Source organism: Streptomyces sp. NPDC127068, from assembly GCF_042724695.1.
Classification (GTDB): Bacteria; Actinomycetota; Actinomycetes; order Streptomycetales; family Streptomycetaceae; genus Streptomyces.
Genome location: NZ_JBHXEN010000020.1, coordinates 39,395 through 55,135 on the forward strand (window position 1 = coordinate 39,395; position 15,741 = coordinate 55,135).

A 15,741-nucleotide genomic window follows, 5' to 3' on the forward strand; every position below is an offset into this window, starting at 1 on the left:
CCGCGCCCGGACCCGCCGCCGCAACGCCGCGCCCGCTCGTCAACGGGACGCCCCCACCCCGCCCGCAGACCGCCCCGCGAATCGCCCTCACGTCCGAGGCCCGTACGGGCGCGGCCCCCGGCCGGACCCGAAGGGCGGCCCGCCAACCTTCCGGGTGAACCGGTTTTGACTGAGTCCCTCCGTGACCTCAACACTGCACACGCCGCAGCGCGTACGTGCACACGGAGCCGTACCGCTGGCGACCAGCAGCCCCTTCGTCAGTCCGATGATCGGCTCGTCGTTGTTCCGCGGCGCTACCCTCAGGAGGTTTGGCGTGGGGCCGTCCGCCCAGGAATCCATCGCCGTCGTCGGAATGAACTGCCGGTTCCCGGGCGACTGCGAGTCCCCCGAGGAATTCTGGAGATTCCTTTCCGCGGGCCGGCACTTCCGCACCGGACTGCCCCGGGACCGGGGCTGGGACCTGGGGCGGCTCACCCACCCCGACCCCGCCGCAGCCGGGGTCACCTACGTGCGCCAGGGCGGGTTCCTGCCCCGGGCCGGGGACTTCGACGCCGCCTTCTTCGGCGTGGGTCCCCGCGAGGCCACCGCCATGGACCCCCAACAACGGCTGCTCCTGGAGAGCGCCTGGGGCGCCGTGGAGAACGCCCGCACCGCCCCCACCGCGCTCCAAGGCTCGCGCACCGGCGTGTACGTGGGCATCAGCGAGAGCCGCTACCTGTGCCGCCTGGGGCAGCCGGAAGCCGACCTGGAGGCGTACCTGCCCACCGGCCTCTCGGTGAGCGCCGCCGCCGGCCGGATCTCCTACGCGCTCGGACTGCACGGACCCGCCCTGTCCGTGGACACCGCCTGCTCCTCCTCGCTCGCCGCCGTCCACCTCGCCGTACGCGCCCTGCGCGCGGGGGAGTGCGACAGCGCGATCGCGGCCGGGGTGTGCGTCATGGCCGAACCCGACGTCCTGGTCTACTTCTCCCGGCTCGGCGCCGTCACCGCCGACGGCCGGTGCAAGTCCTTCGCCGCCGAAGCGGACGGTTTCGCCCCCGCCGAAGGGGTCGCCGCCCTCGTGCTGACCCCGTTGTCCCGGGCCCGCGCCGCCGGGCAGCGCGTCCTCGCCGTCATCCGGGGCAGCGCACTCAACGAGGACGGCACCGGCACCGGGCTGACCGTCCCCAACGGCACCGCGCAGCGAGCCGTGATCGCCGACGCCCTCCGGGACGCCGGACTCCACCCGCACCAGGTCGACCTGGTCGAAGCGCACGGCACCGGCACCCCGGTCGGCGACCCCGTCGAAGCGGCCACCCTCCACGACGCCTACGCCAGCGGCCGGACACCCGACGCCCCCGTGTGGATCGGCTCGGTCAAGTCCAACATCGGCCACACCCAGGCCGCCGCCGGACTCGCCGGACTCGTCAAGACGGTGCTCGCCCTGCGGCACGAGGAGATGCCCGCCACCCTGCACGCCGCCCACCCCACCCCGGCGGTGGACTGGTCGGCCGGCACGATGCGGTTGCTGCACACCAACCGCCCCTGGCCGCGCGGCGACGAGCCCCGCCGGGCCGGGGTCCTGGCCTACGGCATCAGCGGCACCAACGCCCACGTCCTGGTCGAAGAGGCACCCGACACCCCCCGGGTCGTCCGACCCCGCCGCGGTGAGGCACCGATGGTGTGGCCGCTGTACGCGGCGACCCCCGAGGCACTCGCACCGCAAGCGGCGGCACTGGCCCGTCGGCTGCGCCAGGACCCCGCAACCGACCTCGCCGCCGTCGGCCACTCCCTCGCCACCACCCGCAGCGCCCTCACCGAACGGGCCGCCGTCACCGGCGCCGACCGGGACGGACTCCTCACCGCCCTCGACGCGTTGGCGACCGACGGCCAGCACGAGGCCGCCGTCCGCTCCCGGGCCCTCGACGGCCCCGGCCCGGTCTTCGTCTTCCCCGGCCAGGGCGCCCAGTGGCAGGGGATGGGCGCCCGGCTGCTCGCCGAGTCCCCGCGGTTCGCCGAGGCGTTCGAAGAGTGCGCCCGTGCCCTGCGCCCGTGGACCGATCACGACGTCACGGCCGTCGTCCGCGGCGCGCCGCACGCCCCGCCGCTGGAACGCGCCGACGTGGTGCAACCCGCCCTGTTCGCCATGTACGTGTCCCTCGCCGTGCTGTGGCGCGCCCACGGGGTGCGCCCCGCCGCCGTCATCGGCCACAGCCAGGGCGAGATCGCCGCCGCGTACGTCTCCGGGGCGGTCAGCCTGGAGGAAGCCGCCCGCGTGGTGGCCCTGCGCAGCAGACTGCTGCGGGGCATCACCGCCCGGGGCGCCATGGTGTCGCTGGCCGTGCCCGCCGCCCGGGCCGCGGAACTGCTCGCCCCCTGGGCGGGGCGGATCGAGGTCGCGGTGGTCAACGGCCCGGCCGCCACCGTGGTCGCCGGGGACGAGGACGCGGTCACCGAACTGCTCGGCGCCTGCGCGTCCCAGGGTCTGTGGGCGCGCCGGCTGCCCGTCGACTACGCGTCCCACTGCCTGCACGTGGAGGCGGTGCGCGACACCGTGCACTCCGCGCTGAAGGGCACCACCTCGGGCCGGACGGTCGTCCCGATGTTCTCCTCGACCACGGGCACACCCGTGGCGGAAGGCGAACTCGACGCCGGCTACTGGTACCGCAACCTGCGGCGACCCGTCCTGTTCGACGAAGCCGTGCGGCACGCCCTCGCCGCGGGATTCACCCAGTTCATCGAGATCTCCCCGCACCCGATGCTGACCGGACCGCTGCGCGACATCGCCGCCGACGCCAGCCGTGACGCCGCCGTCAGCGCCAGCCTCCGGCGCGACCGGGCGGGCACGGCCGACTTCGCCGCCGCCCTGGCCGCGGCGCACACCGGGGGCGCCGACCTCGACTGGACCACGCTGTACCCGCGCACCGGGGTCACCGACCTGCCCACCTACCCGTTCCAGCGGCAGCGCTACTGGGCCGCCGCGGCGCGCCGCACCCCCGAACTGGCCGCGGCGGGGCTCCGCGACGGGGGCCACCCACTGCTCGGCGCGACGGCGGAACTGCCGGACGGTTCGCTGCTGTGCACCGGACGACTGGCACCCGCCGACCAGCCCTGGCTCGCGGACCACGCCGTGCACGGCACCGTCCTCCTCCCGGCCACCGGCATGGTCGAACTGCTGCTGCACGCCGCCCGCCGCGCCGGGCTGCCCGCCCGCCTGGAGGACGTCGTCTTCCACGCCCCCCTCGTGCTGCCCGACACCGCCGTCGACGTCCAGGTGCACTGCGCGCCCGACACCGACGGCGGCGGCCGGCTGCTCACCCTCCACTCCCGGGGCCACACCGCGACCGGAGGGTGGACCCGACACGCCGAGGCGACCGCCACCACGGCGCCCCCCGGCCCCCCGGCCCCGACGGCGGCCCCCTGGCCGCCCCCCGGCGCCGAGCCCGTCGCGGTCGACGACTGCTACCGCGCCCTGGAACGACGCGGCTACGCGTACGGCCCCGCGTTGCGCGGCCTCACCGGTGCCTGGCGCGCGGGGGAGACCTGGTACACGGAGGCGCGGCTCACCGAGGACGGCACCACAGGACCGGACGGGTACGCGGTGCACCCCGCCCTGTTGGACGCCCTGCTGCACGGCCTGTTGCTGGACGGCGCCACGGACCGCACGCTCCTGCCCTACGCGATCGGCCGGGTCGAGGTGCTGACCGAGGGAACCACCACCCTGCGGGCCACCCTGGCCCCGGCGGACGGCGACCGGGTGTCCCTGACCGCCGTCGACCCCGCCGGACGGACGGTGGTCACCCTGACCGACCTGCGACTGCGGCCCACCACCGCCCGCCGACTGCGGTCCGCGCTCGCCGCCGCCGACACCACGCTCTTCGCCCCCGTCTGGCGGCCCGTCACCCTCCCCGACGGCGGCCCGCCCGGCGCCTGGGTGACCGTCGGCCCGTCCAGGGGACCGGTCCCCGGCCGCTCCCACCCCGACATGTCCGCCCTGGCCGACGCGCTCGCCGACGGTGCACCCGCCCCCGACGCCGTGGTCCTGGACTGTCGCACCGGCCCCGGCGACCGCGCAGCGGCCACCGGACCGGGCCCGCGCCTCGCCCACCTGCTCGGTGAGACGCAGGTCTTCCTGGCCCGCGAAGAACTGGCCGCCACCCGACTGCTGGTGCTGACCCGTCGCGCCCACGCCACCTCCTTCGGGGACTCCGTACACGATCCGGTGGCCGCCTCCTGCGCCGGTCTGATGCGCTCGGTGCAGAGCGAACACCCCGGCCGGGTGTTCCTCGTCGACACCGAGGACGCCCCCGGCCACGAGCACCCCGCGGCCACCGCCCTCGCCGCGGTCCTGGCCGGCGACCACCCCCAAGTGGCCCTCCGCGGAGACCAGTTCCTCGTCCAGCGCCTCGTCCCCGCCCACGACGGCGTCGGCGACGGACTGACCCTGCCCGACGACGACCCGCCCTGGCGACTGGTCCCCGCGGCCAGCCGCACCCTGGAGGACATCAGGCCCGTCACCGACACCGCGGGCACCGCGCCGGTGGCCGCCGACCGGGTGCGCATCCAAGTCCACTCCTGCGGAGTCAACTTCCGTGACGCGGTCGTCTCGCTCGGCATGGCGGAAGGCGACGCGATCGGCTTCGAGGTAGCCGGAACGGTTCTGGAGACCGGGGCGGACGTCACCGCGTTCCGCCCCGGCGACCGGGTCGCCGCCTGCCTGCTGTGGCAGGCCGGCGGCTACGCGCCACGGGTGGACGTCGACCACCGGCTGGTCGTGCCCGTCCCCCGCGGCTGGACCCTGCCGCAGGCCGCCGCCGCGACCGCCGCCTTCCTGACCGCCCACCACGCACTGGTCGATCTCGCCGCCCTGCGTCCCGGCGAGCGCATCCTCGTGCACGCCGCGGCCGGTGGCGTGGGCACGGCCGCCGTCCAACTCGCCCACCGGCTCGGCGCGGAGGTCCACGCCACCGCGAGCACCGGCAAGCACGCCCTGGTCGCCGCCGCGGGAGTCGCCGAGCACCGCATCGCCGACTCCCGCACCCCCGACTTCGACGACACCCTGCTGCGGGCCACCGGCGGCGCCCGGTTCGACGTCGTCCTCGGCAGCCTCGCGGGGGAGTTCGTCGACGCGTCCCTGCGGCTGCTGCGGCCCGGCGGTCGCTACCTGGAGATGGGCAAGACCGACGTCCGCGACCCGGAAAAGGTCCACGCCGAGTACCCGGACGTCCGCTACCGCGCCTTCGACGTCCGGGACCATCCCGCCCCGGAACGGGCGCTCGCCCACCTCACGGAACAGTTCCGGGCGGGCACCCTGACCCCCCTGCCCCTGCGGACCTGGCCCCTGCGGCATGCCCGCAGCGCCCTGCGCTTCCTCAGCCAGGGCCGCAGCACCGGCAAGATCGTCCTGACCCGGCGCACCACCCTCGACCCGGACGGCACCGTTCTCATCACCGGCGGCACCGGCACCCTCGGCACCCTGCTGGCCCGGCACCTCGCCGAGGCCCACGGGGTGCGCCACCTGCTGCTCGTCAGCCGGCGGGGCGAACGGGCCGACGGAGCCCGCGCCCTGGCCCGGGAACTCGCCGACCGCCCCCAGGGCCCCGTCCGCGTGACCTTCGCCGCCTGCGACGTCGCGGACCGCACCGCCCTCGCCGACGTACTCGCCGAAATCCCCGCCGAGCACCCCCTGACCGCCGTCGTGCACGCCGCCGGAACCCTCGACGACGGACTCGTCGGCGACCTCACGGCCGAACGGCTGCACACGGTCCTGCGGACCAAGGTCGATGCGGCGCGGCACCTGCACGACCTCACCCGCGGCGCGGACCTCGCGGCCTTCGTGCTGTACTCCAGCATGGCCGGCCTCGTCGGCACCCCCGGTCAGGCCAACTACGCCGCCGCCAACTCCTACCTGGACGCCCTCGCCCACCACCGCCGCCAACAGGGACTGCCCGCGACCTCACTGTCCTGGGGCCTGTGGCAGGAGACCAGCGGCCTCACCGCCCACCTCCACGCCACCGACCAGGCACGACTGTCCCGGCACGGACTCGCACCGCTGAGCACCCGACAGGCCCTGGCCGGCTTCGACGCCGCCCTCGACCTCGACGAGCCGCACCTCGCGGTCACCGCCGTCGCCCCCGCGGCCCCCGACCAGGCCCCCGCCGACCTGCTCGCCGAAGTGGTCCACCACCACCCCGCGCGCCGCACCGCCCCCACCCCCGACAACGAACGCTCCCACCTGCTGACCCTCCCCGACGGGGAACGCCTCGCCCACCTCGTCGCCCTGGTCCGCACCCACGCGGCCACCGTCCTCGGACATCCGGGCCCCGAGGCCGTCCGCCCCGAACGCCGGTTCCGCGAGGCGGGCTTCGACTCGCTCGCCTCCGTCGAACTGCGCACCCGACTGAGCCGCGCCACGGGCACCAAACTCTCCGCCACGGCCGTGTTCGACCACCCCACCCCCACCGCCCTCGCCCGTCACCTCGACACCCTCCTCACTCCGGCCACCCCCCAGACCCCCCAGGGTGACGCGAAGTTCGTCACGGACGTCCTCGACACCTGGGCCCGGGGCGACTACGAGTCGGGACGGCGCCACCTGCGGGAGAGCGCCCGCCACCGTCGGACCACCACCCGTCCCGCGGACCTCCCCACCGGCGACTGGGAACGTCTCGGCCGGGGCCCCGCCCCGCTGCGGCTGGTGTGTCTGCCCCCGTTCACCACGTCCCCCGCCTCCGCGCCCTACGCCCGCCTCGCCGCACTGCTCGACGGACGACACGACGTGTGGACCATCAGACTCCCCGGGCTCCGCGACGACGAACACCTCCCCGCCGACACCGCGACCCTGAGCCGGGCGTGGGCCGACGCCCTCACCCGACTCGAACCCGCCGGACCGTGCGTCCTGCTGGGCCACTCCTCCGGCGGGCTCCTCGCCCACGCCCTCGCCCACACCCTGCAACGGCGCGGGACCCCGGCGGCCGGGCTCGTCCTCCTCGATCCGCCCCTGCTCAGCGCGGTTCCCGACCGGCTGGCCGCCCAGGTCACCGACCGGGTCCGGCGCGCCAGGTCACTCGTCACCCCGGCGATGCTCACCGCCATCGGCGCCTACTCGCAGCTCTTCGCCGACTGGACGCCCGAGCCGCTGGACGCGCCCACCCTCCTCGTCCACCCCCGCGACAGCGACCTGCCGCAACACTGGCCCGTCCCGCACACCCGCCGGCCCGTCGACGGGGCCCACTTCTCCATGCTGGAGGAACACGCCCCGGACACCACCCGGGCCGTCGAAACCTGGCTCGCCTCACTCCGCCCCTGAGCCCCGCCGGAACCGGCCCCCCCGCCGACCCTGCCCCGACCAACCGCGTTCCCGACCACACCGCGGGACAGCGCGGAGAGGACGACCTTGACCACCACCGCCGGACCGACCGCACGCACCGGCGCGCACCCCCTCCCGACGGCCCCCGGGGCCCTCCCGGTCCTGGGGCACGCACTCCCGCTCGCCCGCGACCCCCTCGGCTTCCTGTCCCGGCTGCCCGCCCGCGGCGACCTGGTGCGCGTGCGGATCGGTCCACGGACCCTGGTCGTGGTGTGCGAACCCGAACTGACCCGACAGGTGCTCCTCAACGACCGGGTCTTCGACAAGGGCGGCCCGCTCAGCGAACGGGGCCGGGAACTCCTCGGCAACGCCCTCCTCACCTGCTCCCACGCCGAACACCGCCGCCAACGACGCCAGTGCCAGCCCTCGTTCCAACCCCCGAGGATGTCCGCCTACGCCGTCAGCTTCACCGAGGCGGCCCGCACCGCCGTGGACGACTGGCGCGAGGGCCGGGAACTCGACGTGGTCCCCACGATGATGGCCCTCACCGTGCACACCGCGGTCACCACGATGTTCACCACCGATGCGCCGCACGCCCCCCTCGCCACCAGTTCCCTCACCGACGACATCGCGACCGTGGTCGAGGGCGTGCTCCGACGCGCCCTCACCCCCGCGTTCCTGCGCCACGTGCCCAGCCCGGAACGACGCCGCTACGACCGCGCCCAGGTCCGGCTGCGCACCCTGCTCGGCGGACTCGTCGCCGCCCGCCGCACCGACGCCGACCCGCCGGACGACCTGCTGCACGCCCTGCTGTCCGCCGGCGGCCCGGACAGCCCCGACGGCACGCCCCGCCTGACCGACACGGAAGCCGTCGACCAACTCCTCACGTTCCTCGTCGCCGGGGTGGAGACCACCGCCAGTGCCCTCGCCTGGGCCTGGCACCTGCTGGCCGGCCACCCCGAGGTCGAACGCCGGGTGCACCGCGAACTCGACGACGTGCTCGGCGGCAGGCCCCCCGCGCCCGCCGACGTGCCCTCCCTGCCCACCACCGCGAACGTGCTCACCGAAACGCTGCGCCTGTACCCGCCCCTGTGGATGATGACCCGTGAGGTCACCCAGGACACCGTGCTCGACGGCTTCGCACTACCCCGCGGCACCGTCCTCGGCGTGAGCCCCTACGTCATCCACCGGCGCCCGGACGCCTACCCCGACCCCGACCGCTTCGACCCCGACCGGTGGCGGGACCGACGGCCCGACCGGGCGGCCTACCTGCCCTTCGGCTCCGGAGCCCGCAAGTGCATCGGAGACCGCTTCGGCGTGGTCCAAGCCACCCTGGCGCTCGCCACCATCGCCGCGCGCTGGCGACTCGTGCCGAGCGGCGGACGCCCCCCGCGCTTCTCGGCCCTGTCCACCCTCACCCCCCGCGGGCTGCGCATGCGGATCACCGACCGCGGCACCCACCCGACCCCCGGGCGGCCCGGATGAACCCCGGCCCCGCGCACGTGAACTACGCCGAGCCGATCCTCGACGCCCTCGCCGCGGACCGCGACCGACCGGTGCTGCACGCCGCCGACGGACGCCGGGTCACCGCCGGGGAACTGTGCGACACCGCCCACCGCCTCGCCCGGTACCTGGCCGAGCGGGGCATCGGCCCCGGCACCACGGTCGGACTGCTCGTCGGGAACACCCCCGAAGCCGTCCAGGCACGGTACGCGGTCGCGCTCACCGGCGCCCGCGTCGTCGTGCTGCACGGCGGCGCGCCGCCCGCGAACCTCGCCCGAGTGGTCGCGGACGCCGGATGCGCACTCCTCCTCGTCGACGAGGACCGGTTCGCGACGGCCCGGGCCCTCCCGCCCACCCCCGACGGCCCCACCCTGCTGACACTCGGACCGCATCCCCCCGGACCGCCGGCACTCGCCACCGACGCCCTCGCCGCCTGCGCAGGCCACCCGACCACCCCGTTCGCGGTCCGCGTCCACCCCGGGACCGACTGGTGCGTCGTCTACACGGGAGGCACCACCGGAACCCCCAAGGGCGTCCGGATGAGCCACGCCGTGCGGCTGGCCGCCCTCGGCAGAGCGCTCCGGGACCCCGCCGGGACACCCCGGTACCTCGTCTGCACCTACTTCAGCTACGCCGTCGGCACCCTCATCGACCTCGCCCTGCTCCACGGCGGCTCCGTCGTCCTGCGCCCCCGCTTCGCAGCGGGTGACGTCCTGCGCACCATCGCCCGGGAGCGCATCACCCAACTCTGGCTGTCGCCCTCCCTGTTGTGGCGACTCCTCGACCACCCCGCCCGCACCGCCACCGACCTGTCCAGCCTGACGCGGGTGGCGTACGGGGGCTGCCCGGCCCCGGCCGCCCGACTGCGCCGGGCCGTCGAAGTCCTCGGCCCCGTCCTGTACGGGTACTACGGGCAGACCGAGGCCGGGCCGATCAGCGTGCTGCTCCCGCACGAGCACACGCCGAGCGGCCCGGACGGTGCGTTCTCCGTCGGCCGTCCGCTGCCCGGTGTCGACCTCGCCCTGCTGGACGACCGGGGCCGACCCGTGGCCCCCGGAGCCCCGGGGGAGATCTGCGTACGCTCGCCCACCGTCATGTCGGGGTACGCGAACCGCCCCGAACTCCACGCCGAGGTGTGGCGGGACGGCTGGCTGCGCACCGGTGACCTGGGCCGCCTCGACGAGCGGGGACACCTCTTCGTCGTCGACCGGCTCAGGGACGTCCTGCTCGTCGAGGGAGCCGAACTCCCCCTGCACGTCTACCCGTCCGAGCTGGAGGACCTCCTCCTCACCCACCCCGGGGTCAGCCAGTGCGCGGTCTTCGGGGTGCCCGGCCCCGACCGCACGGAACTGATCCACGCCGCGGCCGTGCCCGTCCCCGGCCACCGCCTCGACCTCACCGAGGTCCGCGCGTTCGTCACCGCCCACCGGGGAGCCCCCTGCGCCCCCGTCGCCCTCCACCGCCTGACCGCCCTGCCGCTCACCGCCCAGGGCAAACCCGACAAGGCGCACCTACGACAGCGCTACGCCCCGAACGGCGAACCGGCGCGGACCTAGCCGATCTCCCACGCGCCCGGCGGGGTGTGTCAGTGGCGGCTGCGATGCTGCGGGCATGAACGAGGAGATCATGCGCCGACGGGTCTACGGAGCCGACCACGACGATCCCGACCCGGGCCCCCGGCCGGGCCACGACTACGTCGAACTGGTCGGCGGCCCGCTCGACGGCCTGCTGCTCGACGTCACCGGCTGGCCGGAAGAGCGCCGGCGGACCACCGCCGCGCTGAGCACGGAGATCGGACGGTACGGTGCCGGTGGACACGCCCTGTACGGTCCCAGGCCCAACGACCCACGACGGTACGACTGGCAGGGCGACACGCCCTGACCGCCCGCCGGGGGGCGTCGCGGCGGACCGGGGGTCACTCGCGCAGCGCCAGGTGCCGCGCCATCACCTCGTGGTGGTGGCGGACCGCGTACACGGCCAGCTCCACGTCCCGGGTGCGCACGGCCCGCAGGATGGGCTCGTGCACGGCCGTCAGGGCCGCCGCCTGGTCGGCTTCCAGCCAACTGGGAACGGTGCCGCCGTCGATCCACGCCCGGTACTCGTAGTCGATCAGGGCTCCGTGCACGCTCGCGAACATCGAGGTGAGGTAGGCGTTGTGGGACGCGCCGATCAGCGTGGAGTGGAAGTACGCGTCCGCGCTCATCCAACTGGCCGTGTCGCCCGCGCTCGACGCCAGGCGGTGCAGGGCGACCTCCCCCTCGGCGAGTTCGTCGGGGGTGGCCCGCTCCACGGCGCGGACGATCCCGGCCGTCTCCAACGCCAGCCGCAGCTCGGCCAGTTGGTCCACCGACTCCGGGTCCACGTCGAGCATCAGGTTCATCGACGTGGCGAGGGTCGTCTCGGGACGGAGCCGCACGTACGCCCCGGAGCCCCGGCGCGACTCGACCAGCCCCTTGACGACGAGGATGCGGATGGCCTGACTCACCGTCGGGCGGCTCGTCGACACCAGGGCCGCGAGGTCCCGTTCGGACGGCAGGCGCGCCCCGTCGGGCAGTTCGCGCGCCAGGATGAGGCGCTGGATGCGCGCCGCGACCTCCTCGGCGACGCCCTCCTGCCGATCCTGCGCGGCCCCCCTCAGGGCGTGCCACGGGCTGTCGTCGGGCACCCCTTTCGTTCGCGCCACTCGACCGTCCTCCCGCGTCTCGCCCGTCCCGGCGGCGGCCATCGTGCACGCCGTGGCGACGGCGACCGTCCCGGGCCCGTCGCGGTCCCAAGGTATCCCAGGGCCGTGCACGGTCAGTCGGAGCCGGTCCGGGCGGCCGTCACCACGACCGTGGTGTACGGCATCGTGAAGCGCCCGCCCAGCGCATCGATCACGGCGCCGATGCCGGCGAGGAGTTCCGACCGCGCGGCCGGCGGCAGGTGGGCGTGCCCCCCGAAGGTGGGCAGCTGGTCCAACCACGCGTCACGGGTGTACGGCCGTTCCCAGTCGATCTGCCACCGCTCCGGCGCGCCGAACGAACCCTGCTCGCGCAGCGCCGCGTCCGCCCGGGCGCACAACGGTGCGTACCCGGTGGCGCCGGGCCCGGCCCCACCGGGGAACGGTGCATCGGGCAGCACCCGGCGGTGCACCTCGGCGAAGGCGTCCGCCAGTTCGGGAGCGGGGCGCTGGACGTTCCAGAACACCGCCAGCCGGCCACCCGGGCGCAGCGCCTGAGCCGCCCTGACGGCTCCGATGACGGGGTCCACCCAGTGCCAGGTCTGTCCGGCGACGACGGCGTCGAAGCGTCGCTCCCCGCGGTTCCATGCCTCGAACGACGCCACCTCGGTCTCCACCCCGTGCCGGCGCGCGAAGGCGGCCATCCGGGGGTCCACGTCGACTCCGAGGACCCGGCACCCCGCCGCCCGGAACTGTCGGGCGGCTATCCCGGTGCCGGTGCCGACGTCGAGCACGTCGGGGCCGGGGCTGGCGCTGACCAGCCGCTCCACCAGGGCGTCGGGGTAGCGGGGCCGGGTGCGGTCGTAGCGGGCCGGGTCCGTACCGAAGGACTCGGCCGGGCCGCGGGCGCGATGGGGTTCGTGTGCGGCGGGGCGCGGGTGCCGCGACGGTAGAGTGGGCATGTGCCCATTCCTAGTGGGCGCCCGCCCACTCGTCAATCGGCAGGGCGGTTTCCCGCCGGAAGGGGAGCACACCCGTGACACCGACAGGAGTGGCCATCCGGGAGGTGCGCCCCCAGCTCTTCGACGCCGCGGAGCGCGTCCTGCTCAGGGCCGGACCGCAGGCGCTGACCAGCCGCGCCGTCACCACCGAGGCGGGCTGCGCCAAGGGCGTGCTGCACCGCCACTTCGCCGACTTCGACACGTTCCTCGCCGAGCTCGTGACCGACCGGATCGCCCGGATCGACGGACCGGCGGACGCCCTGATCGGCACCGCAGGAGCCGGCACGGTCATCGGCAACCTCACCGGTGCGCTGACCGAGCTGTTCGGCTCCGTCGCGCTGCGGATCGTCGGCCTCGTCATCTCCCGGGACGACCTGCGCGCCCGGCTGCGCCGCACCACGCCGACCGGCGTCCCGCTCCTGGCGGAAGCCACCGACATGGTCGCCCGCTACCTGCACGCCGAGCGCCGCGCGGGCCGCCTCACCGGCGACGCCGAGGTGGACCTGCTCGCGCCGACCCTGGTCGGCGCCGCCCACCTGCTGTTCGCCGACCCGGACCGAAGCACCCCGGACGCCGCGGCCGTCGCCCGGACGGTCGGCACCGTACTGGGCGGCGCCCTGCACCCGCCGACGACCGGCAGCGCCCACGACGGCCGGGCCTGACCTCAGGGGCAGAAGACGGACTCGGCCAGTGCCCGGAAGCTCCCCGTCGAGTCCGCGTTGTAGTTGAACGCAGCGGACGTGCGGCCGTCGCGGGTGGACACCAGCAGCGAGGACCAGCCGTGGATGCCGCCGTCATGGCCCCACACCGTCACCTCGCAGCTCAGCCGGGACGGTGACATCCCGAGCCCGCCGACGGGACCGATCGCCGCCGACGTGGGCGTGAGCATCTGCGCCAGCTCCGCCCGCGGGAGCAGCCGCCCGCCCAGCAGGGCGCGGGAGAACCGGGTGAGATCGGTGAGCGAGGAGATCATCTCGCCCGCGGCACCGGCCGAAGAGGGATTGAGTGCGGTGACGTCGTGCAGCGGAACGCTCGCATCCGTGCCGAAGAAACGGGAGTGGGCCCGGGCGTGCGGCCCGGGGATGCGGGTCCTCGTGCCCGGCAGGGACGTCGACCGCAGCTCCAGGGGGTCGATGATGCGGCGCCGGATCTCGGTGGCGTACGTCCGCCCGGTCACCCGCTCGATGACCAAGCCGGCCAGGACGTAGTTGGTGTTGGAGTACCGCCGTCCGGTGCCCGGGGCGAAGTGCGGCGGGTGCGCGAGGGCCGTGCGCACCAACTCCGCGGGCGTGTGGGTGGCGAACCGGTGGGTGAGGAACGCCTCGGTGAAGAGGCGCGAGGCGAGCACCGGGTCCCGGTCGTATCCGTACAACCCGCTGGTGTGGTTGAGGAGCTGGCGCAGGGTGATGCGGGAGCCGTCGTTCCCGTTGCCCTGCACCAGCCCGGGCAGCCACCGCTCCACGGGGTCGTCGAGGTCGACGCGGCCCTCGCCCTGGAGTTGGAGCAGCACGGTCGCCACGAACGTCTTGGTGATGCTGCCGATCCGGAACCGTTCGCCCGGGTGGCGCGGCTGCTGCCCCGCTCGACGGTCCTCGCCCCCGACGGCCGCCGACCACCGGGACCGCCCGTCCCGCACCTGGACCAGCGCGCCGAGCCGCCGGTCACCGGCCCGGTCCAGGTCCGCCCGCAGCACGGCGAGCGTCCGCTCCCGGCTCCGGTCGGTCCGTTCGTCGGCGGCCACCGGGTTGGTGAGCGCCGTCAACGCCAGGGCGACGGCGCCGGCCGTCGCCAGTCGTCTCCTTCTCCCACGGGGCCTTCCGGTTCCGGTCAAGGTGTCGTACCCCTCCTGCCGTTGCGGGCATCCGTACGGTCGGGGGGACGCCGATCCGGTGGAACCCGTTGCCCGTGCGGGACGGGTGCGTCGGCAAACCCGCCCCGCGGGGGATTCGCCCCCGAGACCGGGCCCGGGCACCGCCCTTAGGGGTTCACTGCCAGGCGGCCCCGGACACCGGGCGCAGATCACGTCCGCTCACCTTCGGGAACCGCCGGACCCGGCGTTACGATCGCGCCATGACCGACTTCCAGGGCAGCCGCCTCACCAAGCGTATCGGCCTGGCGATAGCCGTGGTCGCGTTGCTGCCGTTCGCCCTCCCGTTGACCGTCGGCTCGCACCAGACCGTCAACGGCGAACTCACCTCGTACAGCTACCTCAACCTCACGGCGCTGATCGCCGGGGTGGCCGCCCTCGGGTACGCGGTGCGCACTTACTCCGGCCTGCGGTTCGAGCAGCGGCTCAGCACCACGTACAAGGCGCTGCTGGTCGCCCTCGTGGTGGTGGCCCTGTTCCAACTCGTGCGCGGGAGCGGGGTGGTGCCCGCGGTGACGGAGTGCTCCGCGTCCTACAGCCTCGACCTGTGCCGCCCGGAGTCCGTCCCGTAGGGCGTGACGCTCGGGTGTCCTGACGGGCGTCCTGCCAGACTGATCGGAACAGGGGGAGGGCATATGGATCTCGCTGCGAAGCATGCAGCTCTGTACCAAGGCACGTTGCTCGTCGCGGAGGCCGCCGAAGACGCGTACCGGCTGGGCGGTCTCGACCGCTTCCTGGAACCCTGGATACGCAGCAGGCTCGACTCCCTCCGTGGCCTGCTCGCGAGTTGCGACACGCGGCGCCAGCTCGCCGAGGACGTGCGCGCCCTCGCCGGTGCGGCAGCCGCGTACTCCGAGTTGCGGAACCAACTCTTCTCGGATCTCCACCACACGCAGCCGGAGCCGACCTGGCGGATCCTGCGACACCAGGACATGGCGATACGCGCCCAGTCCACAGTGCTGGACCGACAACCGACCTTCGTGCTCCGTCAGCTCGATGCCGGGGCGAACGTCCTCGGTGCCGAAACCTGGGACTTCACCGTGCTCACGAGCCCGTCCGATCCCGCCGACCAGGGCACGTCGTTCATCGTCATGGCGGACAGCCAGGAGAAGCACGACAGGATCACCGTCCAGGTGGCCAAGGAACTGGAGAGCGAGCGGTCGTGGTACCAGCAACTTGAGTACGGTTTCTACGCCCTCGGCGCCACGCCGTTCCTCACCGCGATCTACGACCCGGACCGGCACCGCCGGCAGCCCCCGGAAGGGAAGGCCGGCGGGTTCACCTGAGGACGGCGGGTGGCGAACCACCCACCGAGGAACCGGGTCCGGACACGAACCGTGGCGTGGCGGGGGACCGCGGCGCGGCCGCCCCCGCCACGGGGGAGCGCCCGGCGAACCCCGGAAATGTGATGGGGGTTGCCACCCAC

General features: G+C 74.8%; 10 protein-coding genes. 7 read left to right on the plus strand and 3 right to left on the minus strand.

Annotated elements, in window-relative coordinates; genetic code table 11:
- Window positions 1-313 precede the first annotated feature (313 nt).
- The 4 genes from ACFWIA_RS14965 to ACFWIA_RS14980 all read left to right on the plus strand — a co-directional run bounded on the left by ACFWIA_RS14965 (window position 314) and on the right by ACFWIA_RS14980 (window position 10,669).
- Window positions 314-7,285, plus strand: a complete 6,972-nt coding sequence (locus ACFWIA_RS14965; protein WP_387004262.1) for an SDR family NAD(P)-dependent oxidoreductase — start codon at window positions 314-316, stop codon at window positions 7,283-7,285.
- A gap of 87 nt (window positions 7,286-7,372) precedes the next feature.
- Window positions 7,373-8,770, plus strand: a complete 1,398-nt coding sequence (locus ACFWIA_RS14970; protein ID WP_387004265.1) for a cytochrome P450 — start codon at window positions 7,373-7,375, stop codon at window positions 8,768-8,770.
- Window positions 8,767-10,344, plus strand: coding sequence for an AMP-binding protein (locus ACFWIA_RS14975; protein ID WP_387004267.1), 1,578 nt, complete (start codon window positions 8,767-8,769; stop codon window positions 10,342-10,344). The genes ACFWIA_RS14970 and ACFWIA_RS14975 overlap by 4 nt, the downstream gene beginning before the upstream one ends.
- 55 nt (window positions 10,345-10,399) lie before the next feature.
- Window positions 10,400-10,669 (plus strand): hypothetical protein, encoded by a 270-nt coding sequence (locus ACFWIA_RS14980; RefSeq protein ID WP_387004269.1) that lies wholly within the window; start codon window positions 10,400-10,402, stop codon window positions 10,667-10,669.
- 34 nt (window positions 10,670-10,703) lie between these two features.
- On the opposite strand, the gene ACFWIA_RS14985 is transcribed toward ACFWIA_RS14980, so the two are convergent.
- Window positions 10,704-11,471, minus strand: coding sequence for a FadR/GntR family transcriptional regulator (locus ACFWIA_RS14985; protein ID WP_387004272.1), 768 nt, complete (start codon window positions 11,469-11,471; stop codon window positions 10,704-10,706).
- A 113-nt stretch (window positions 11,472-11,584) separates the two neighbouring features.
- A complete protein-coding gene (locus ACFWIA_RS14990) occupies window positions 11,585-12,409 on the minus strand; it encodes a class I SAM-dependent methyltransferase (RefSeq protein WP_387004274.1) in 825 nt (274 codons plus the stop codon).
- Between the two features lie 74 nt (window positions 12,410-12,483).
- Between ACFWIA_RS14990 and ACFWIA_RS14995 the strand changes: the two genes are divergently transcribed.
- Entirely contained in the window at window positions 12,484-13,110 is a 627-nt protein-coding gene (locus tag ACFWIA_RS14995; protein ID WP_387004277.1) for a TetR/AcrR family transcriptional regulator, read from the plus strand.
- Between the two features lie 2 nt (window positions 13,111-13,112).
- On the opposite strand, the gene ACFWIA_RS15000 is transcribed toward ACFWIA_RS14995, so the two are convergent.
- On the minus strand, window positions 13,113-14,279 hold the full coding sequence (locus ACFWIA_RS15000) for a serine hydrolase domain-containing protein (protein ID WP_387004279.1): 1,167 nt from the start codon (window positions 14,277-14,279) through the stop codon (window positions 13,113-13,115).
- Window positions 14,280-14,518: 239 nt separating this feature from the next.
- On the opposite strand from ACFWIA_RS15000, the gene ACFWIA_RS15005 reads away from it, so the two are divergent.
- A complete protein-coding gene (locus ACFWIA_RS15005; protein WP_387004282.1) occupies window positions 14,519-14,887 on the plus strand; it encodes a hypothetical protein in 369 nt (122 codons plus the stop codon).
- Window positions 14,888-14,992: 105 nt separating this feature from the next.
- Entirely contained in the window at window positions 14,993-15,601 is a 609-nt protein-coding gene (locus tag ACFWIA_RS15010; protein ID WP_387004284.1) for a hypothetical protein, read from the plus strand.
- Window positions 15,602-15,741: the final 140 nt, after the last annotated feature.